Source organism: Mesorhizobium sp. M7A.F.Ca.AU.002.02.1.1, from assembly GCF_003998535.1.
GTDB lineage: Bacteria > Pseudomonadota > Alphaproteobacteria > Rhizobiales > Rhizobiaceae > Mesorhizobium > Mesorhizobium ciceri.
Genome location: NZ_RZPB01000379.1, coordinates 1 through 5,904, shown reverse-complemented (window position 1 = coordinate 5,904; position 5,904 = coordinate 1). Strand labels below are relative to the sequence as shown.

General features: G+C 64.7%; 7 protein-coding genes. 3 read left to right on the top strand and 4 right to left on the bottom strand.

Annotation, left to right across the window (positions count from 1 at the left end):
• On the bottom strand, positions 1-390 hold a 390-nt coding region (locus EN879_RS39465; RefSeq protein ID WP_206520977.1), incomplete at its 3' end, for a hypothetical protein.
• Between the two features lie 216 nt (positions 391-606).
• Here EN879_RS39465 and EN879_RS21575 point away from each other — a divergent pair.
• On the top strand, positions 607-1,797 hold the full coding sequence (locus EN879_RS21575) for an OmpA family protein (RefSeq protein WP_127224566.1): 1,191 nt from the start codon (positions 607-609) through the stop codon (positions 1,795-1,797).
• Positions 1,798-2,103: 306 nt separating this feature from the next.
• Positions 2,104-2,619, top strand: coding sequence for a TIGR00645 family protein (locus tag EN879_RS21570; RefSeq protein ID WP_013530171.1), 516 nt, complete (start codon positions 2,104-2,106; stop codon positions 2,617-2,619).
• Between the two features lie 126 nt (positions 2,620-2,745).
• Here EN879_RS21570 and EN879_RS21565 read toward each other — a convergent pair whose 3' ends face one another.
• From EN879_RS21565 to EN879_RS21555, 3 genes are all read right to left on the bottom strand, one after another.
• Positions 2,746-3,612, bottom strand: coding sequence for an NAD(P)-dependent oxidoreductase (locus EN879_RS21565; RefSeq protein ID WP_127274235.1), 867 nt, complete (start codon positions 3,610-3,612; stop codon positions 2,746-2,748).
• Positions 3,613-3,722: 110 nt separating this feature from the next.
• Positions 3,723-4,349 carry a helix-turn-helix transcriptional regulator gene (locus EN879_RS21560; RefSeq protein ID WP_063168767.1) on the bottom strand — a complete coding sequence of 209 codons (627 nt, stop codon included), beginning with the start codon at positions 4,347-4,349 and terminating at the stop codon, positions 3,723-3,725.
• A gap of 8 nt (positions 4,350-4,357) precedes the next feature.
• Entirely contained in the window at positions 4,358-5,230 is an 873-nt protein-coding gene (locus EN879_RS21555) for a S1C family serine protease (protein WP_063168768.1), read from the bottom strand.
• 227 nt (positions 5,231-5,457) lie between these two features.
• On the opposite strand from EN879_RS21555, the gene EN879_RS21550 reads away from it, so the two are divergent.
• A partial coding sequence (locus EN879_RS21550) for a trypsin-like peptidase domain-containing protein (RefSeq protein WP_206520976.1) occupies positions 5,458-5,904 on the top strand: 447 nt, incomplete at its 3' end.

Genomic DNA, 5,904 nt, shown 5'->3' with positions numbered 1-5,904 from the left:
GAGGAACAGCAGCCGCGCAGAAAGAAGCGTGACCAGCAGCAGCAGACCGAGCAGGCGCCGGCCGAACAGGCAGCACCGGCAGAGGAACAGCAGCCGCGCAGAAAGAAGCGTGACCAGCAGCAGCAGACCGAGCAGGCGCCGGCCGAACAGGCAGCACCCGCAGGGGAACAGCAGCCGCGCAGGAAGAAGCGTGACCAGCAGCAGCAGACCGAGCAGGCGCCGGCCGAACAGGCAGCACCCGCAGGGGAACAGCAGCCGCGCAGGAAGAAGCGTGATCAGCAGCAGCAGACCGAGCAGACGCCGGCCGAACAGGTCGCGCCGGCCAACGACAATCAGCCCGGCGAGCAGGCCCAGCCGCGCAAGAAGAACAGGCAGGATCAGCAAGCCCAACCTGAAGTCGCCCCGACGCCGAAGGAAGCTCCCGCTGGAGAGGCGACGGCCCCTGCCGGCGAGCAGCCGGCGGCCCAAGGCGAGCAGCCCCAGGACACGACGAAGAAGCACGGCAGGAAACCTGTTGGCGAGCAGCCGGCGACGGCCGAACAACCCACCACCGGCGAACAACCGGCCAATGGTCAGACGGCAGCACCGGCACAGGGCGAAAACCCGGTGCAAGGCGAAGCACCGGCCGATCCAAACGCCGCTCCCATCCTGGACAGCCAGAAGGACGTCGAGCGCAGGGGCGGCGGCCGCAAACGTGGCGACAAGAATGCTCAGCAGGATGGCGAGCAGCAGAATGGCGGGCAAAATGCCCAGCAAGGTGGCGATCAGGGCCGCAAGCCGGTGGCTGCTCCCGTCGACCAGGGTCCGCCGCCCACCGACGACAGGGCCGCACAGCAGGAGATCAAGCCCGAGAAGATCGTCCCGGTGACCGAGGAGAAGGGCACGCGCGTAGAGCGTGCGCCCGATGAGATCGCCCGCGATCGTCGGCGTCCGAAAGGCGTCGACGTCGTCAGGAAACTCGGCGATCGCGTCATCCTACAGTTCAACAACCAGACATTTGTCCAGAGCAATGACGCCCCGCGCGTCACCCGCGGTGCCAAAGAAGTCTACTATGAGGATCTGTCGGGCGATCGCACCCGGGAAATCGTCGAGCGTGACAACGGTGTCCGGATCGTCACCATCCGCAACCGCTATGGCGACGTTATCCAGCGTTCGCGCATCGCGCCGGATGGACGCGAATATGTGCTGAGCTATGTCGACGAGCGGCACTATCAAGATGACAGCGACTGGCGTGATCCCGGCGACGACCTGCCGCCGATGCGGCTGACCATCCCGCGCCGGGAATACATTCTCGATTCCGAGGACGTCGAGAGCCCCGATGACTACTACGAGTTCCTCGAACAGCCCCCGGTCGAGAAGGTCCAGCGCCTCTATTCGATCGACGAGGTCAAGCGTTCGGCCCGCGTGCGCGACATCGCACGTCGCGTCGATCTCGACACGCTCAACTTCGAATTCGGTTCGGCCTCCATCTCCGACACCGAGGTGCAGAAGCTCGAGGGCGTAGCGACGGCCATGGAGAAGCTGTTGAAGAAGAACCCGGCCGAGACCTTCCTGATCGAAGGTCACACCGACGCGGTCGGCACACCGGAGGCTAACCTCGCTCTTTCCGATCGCCGTGCGGAAGCGGTGGCGGAGGCTCTGACCAATGCCTTCGGCATCCCGCCGGAAAACCTGACGACACAGGGCTATGGCGAGGAGTATCTGAAGGTCAACACGGCGGCGCCCAACCGCGAGAACCGCCGCGTCGCCATCCGCCGCATCACCTCGCTGGTGGCACCGGTCGCCAGCAACAATTAGGTCATGATTTCAAAATCATGACCCGGTTTGTGGAATCGGCAAGAGAAGCATCCACCCCCGGCACAGCCGGGGGTGGATGGATGTGCGGGGTTCAACAAGAATTGTACGGGCGTTAGACACGGCTCATTGAATCGCGAGCGCAGCCACCCCAGATTCGGTGCTGGGCGTTCCCTGCCCCGTCCCGACTCCAGCGGGACGCATTGAGCCCCGCCGGACTTTGTTCGGCGGGGTTTTTTGTCTTGCAAACGGTGGCGGCCTCGTCGAATACGGCCATTGTCTGAGAGATCAACCCGCCGGAATCATCCCATGAAGCGTCTCGAACTCGCCATCGAATCGATCATTCTCGCTTCACGCTGGCTGCTCGTCGTTTTCTATATAGGCCTGGCCCTGGCATTGGCCGTCTATGCGCTGTCCTTCGGCAAGAAGCTCTATGAGTTCATTAGCCTGGCGTTCACGCTCGGTGACACCGACACCATCCTGAAGATGCTCGGCTTGATCGATGCCGCGCTGGTTGCCTCGCTGGTGGTGATGGTCATCATCTCGGGCTACGAGAATTTCGTCAGCCGCTTCGACGACCAGGACGGCGGTGTGCACTGGCTGGGCACCATCGATGTCGGTTCGCTGAAGGTCAAGGTTGCCTCGACCATCGTCGCCATCTCGTCGATCCACCTCTTGCAGGTGTTCTTGAACTCATCGTCCTACACGACCGACCAGTTGATGTGGCTGACCATCATCCATCTCGCCTTCGTCGTCTCGGCGCTCATGCTCGCCTATATCGACCGGCTGATGGGCCTGAGCAAAGGCAAGAAGGACGAGGCGTGAGCCTGCGCCCGCCGGACGTTGAATCAATCCCGCAGGAACGATGCCCTACCGCCTTGTTCGAGCAGGGCTTTCCCTGCGGGTGGCGAAGGGCTTGGCTCGACGCCCGTCGCGTCAAAACAAAGAGCTCTAGTAAATATTCCTGATCTTGCTGTCCGTGCGGGCAAACACCTCGTCGGGGACAAAAAAGTCGCCGGCCAGCGGCCCGGTCGCATCAGGCGCATAGATCGAGAAATCGCTGACGCCCTCGGCGCGCAGCACCTCTTCGTCGATGTAGAAGTTGCCAGTCGCTTCGCGCGCCGGCCGCATAAAGATGGCATGCGCAGCATCGGCCATGATGTCGGGCAAACGGCTCATTGCCGCCACCGTCGCGCCGCCCAGCAGATTGCGCACGGCTGCCGTGTCGATGGTCGAAATCGGCCACAGTGAATTGACGGCGATGCCGTCCTTGGCGAACTCGGCGCTCATGCCCAGCGTGCACATCGACATGCCGAACTTGGCCATCGTGTAGGCGACATGGTTCTTGAACCACTTGGCCTTCATGTCGAGCGGCGGTGCCAGATTCAGGATGTGAGGATTGCTGGCCAACTTCAGGTGCGGAATGCACATTTTGGACACCAGGAAGGTGCCGCGCGTGTTGATCTGATGCATCAGGTCGTAGCGCTTCATGTCGGTTTCCAGCGTGCCGGTGAGCTGGATGGCGCTGGCATTGTTGACGCAGATATCGATGCCGCCGAACTTTTCCACGGTCCTGGCGACCGCCTCGGCCACCTGTGCCTCTTCACGGATGTCGCACAGCACGGGCAGCGCCTTGCCGCCGGCCTGCTCGATCTCTTCTGCCGCGCTATAGATTGTGCCGGGCAGCTTCGGATGCGGTTCGGCGGTTTTGGCCGCGATCGTCACATTGGCGCCGTCGCGCGCCGCGCGCAGCGCGATCGCCAGCCCGATGCCGCGCGATCCGCCGGAGAGGAACAGCGTCTTTCCCTTGAGCGACATTTCCTTGCGCCTCCCTTGCAACACGTCAGACGCGAAGCTTTGCGCGGCGGGCGACCACAGCGCAAGACCCGACACGCCGGACACCGCGTTACGCAGCGTAGGGTTTATGACTAAACCAGCACCAGCCCCTGCCGCATCGCAGTGGCAATCGCGTCGGTGCGGTTGGCGGCACCGAGCTTGATCAGGATTGCGGCGACATGGAACTTCGCGGTGTGCACGGAAATGTTCAGCCGCCGCGCGATCACCTTGTTGGGTGCGCCCTCGGCCAGCAGCGCCAGCACTTCCGCCTCGCGCGGCGACAGCGAAGGACGGACGGCATGCTCGTCGGAGGCTTCATCTTCGAACGGCTCGCCATCGCCAGTATGGAAATCCTCATGGCGTCCGGTTCTGCGCTCGCCCGATACCCGATAGCCGGCCGCCGCCAGCCGCGCCGCCGCAGCGATCAACAAATCGTCCGCGCCCGTTTGGAGGACGGCCAACACCTCGCCCGCGGGCCGTTCGCCAGCGCGTCCCGATAGCAGAACCCGGGGAATGGCGGCCGGCACGGCACCGCCGCTGCTGTCGTCAACGATGGCGACGTCAGCCCTGCCGGCCACCACCGGCAGCAGGTCATCGCTCGCGGCCAGCGAGGCCGCCAAGCGCTCGGCGCGCGACGCATCGCCAAGCGCAATCAGCACCACCAGCCGCCGCGAGACGGCACCGTCATGCATGATCCGGTCGCTGGTGAGCGTGTCCATCACTCCTCTCAGGAAAGCGGCTTTTCGCCGATGGTCAGCCCGACATCGCGCTGTTCGCCGCCGCGCACCACGCCGAGCGTCACCGAAGCGCCCGCACTGTCTGGTCCGAGCCTGCGGATCAGGTCGCGCGGGCCATGCACCGCCTCACCGTTCCACGCCACGATGATATCGCCGAGAGAGAGACCGGCGGCCTTGGCGGGACCATCGTCATCGAGGCTCATCACCATCGCGCCATGCGCGTCGCGGTCGCGTACCGGATGCAGGCCGGCGCCGAGATAACCGCGCGCGACATGGCCCTTTTCGCGCAGCGTCGCAACCGCCCGCTCGATCGTCTCGTAAGGCATGACCAGCGCCCGGTGGCGCGGCCCGAACAGCAGCATGCCGATCAGCGCACCCTTGGCGTCGAGAACCGGGCCGCCCTCGAAACGGCCGCCGGCACCGACGGCCAGATTGATGCGCCGGTCGATGGTGCCGCCGCGCATCGAGCGCCAGGCCGGACCGACTTCGCCTACCGAGCCCGAAACGGCCAGAGCCGACCCGTTGCTATTGCCGATGGCGATGGCAATGTTGCCTGGCCGCACCGCGTCAGCCCTGGCCAACGGCACGGCGTTGATGGCCGTAGCCGGCTTCAGCAGGGCAACGCCAGTCGACGGATCGCGGCCGACCAGTTCTGCCTTCACCGCCTCACCCGAGGCCAGCGTCAGTTCGATCTCCTCGCCGGCCTCGACAGCCTCCTCGGCGGTGACGAAATAACCGTCACGCCAGTGGAAGGCGCTTGCCGTGCGGTGATGATGCGTGGCGAAGCCAGCCGTTGCCGCTGCCGCCTGGGCGGCGAGATCGGCGATGGCTTGCGAAAACGCACTCAGATTGAAATCGCTCATATTGGTCTCCTGGGTTCATCCATGCCCCAGATATCGCTCGACAGCGCGTTCAGAGGTACTCGCCTGAAGGCTAGTTGCCGGTTTGACTGGCCATCTGGTCAGGTCGCGGCGGTTCCAGCCGCTCCGCACATATAGTGCGTGTCGCCCAAAAGTGCTCAGCGGTTTTGGGACAACGACGCGCACAGGAAAAAAATCATCCTTTCGCCCGAAAAATACGGAGCCCTTCCATGGCCCTCGCCGCAGCCAAATTCGAACCTGACGATACATTGCTCGACGCATATTCGACGACCGTTGCGGACGCCGTCGACCGCATCGGCCCGGCCGTCTGCCGCATCGAACGCGTCGGCGGCCAGGGCGGTCACGGCTCCGGCTTCGTCATCGCGCCGGACGGACTGGTCGTCACCAATTTCCACGTCGTCGGCGATGCCAGGACAGTGCGCGTCTCGATGCCGGACGGCGCCTCCCGCGAAGGCCGCGTGCTCGGCCGCGATCCCGACACCGACATCGCGCTGGTGCGCGCCGACGGCAGCTTTGCCGATGTCGCACCGCTCGCCGATTCCAAGCGGCTGCGGCGCGGCCAGATCGCCATCGCCATCGGCAATCCGCTCGGCTTTGAATGGACCGTCACCTCCGGCGTCGTCTCGGCGCTCGGCCGCTCCATGCGCGCCTCGACC

Bases quoted from the DNA above. Each gene is read 5' to 3' on its own strand.
- EN879_RS21565 (WP_127274235.1), bottom strand. From the start codon at position 3,612: ATGTCGCTCAAGGGAAAGACGCTGTTCCTCTCCGGCGGATCGCGCGGC.
- EN879_RS21560 (WP_063168767.1), bottom strand. From the start codon at position 4,349: ATGGACACGCTCACCAGCGACCGGATCATGCATGACGGTGCCGTCTCG.
- EN879_RS21555 (WP_063168768.1), bottom strand. From the start codon at position 5,230: ATGAGCGATTTCAATCTGAGTGCGTTTTCGCAAGCCATCGCCGATCTC.
- EN879_RS21570 (WP_013530171.1), top strand. From the start codon at position 2,104: ATGAAGCGTCTCGAACTCGCCATCGAATCGATCATTCTCGCTTCACGC.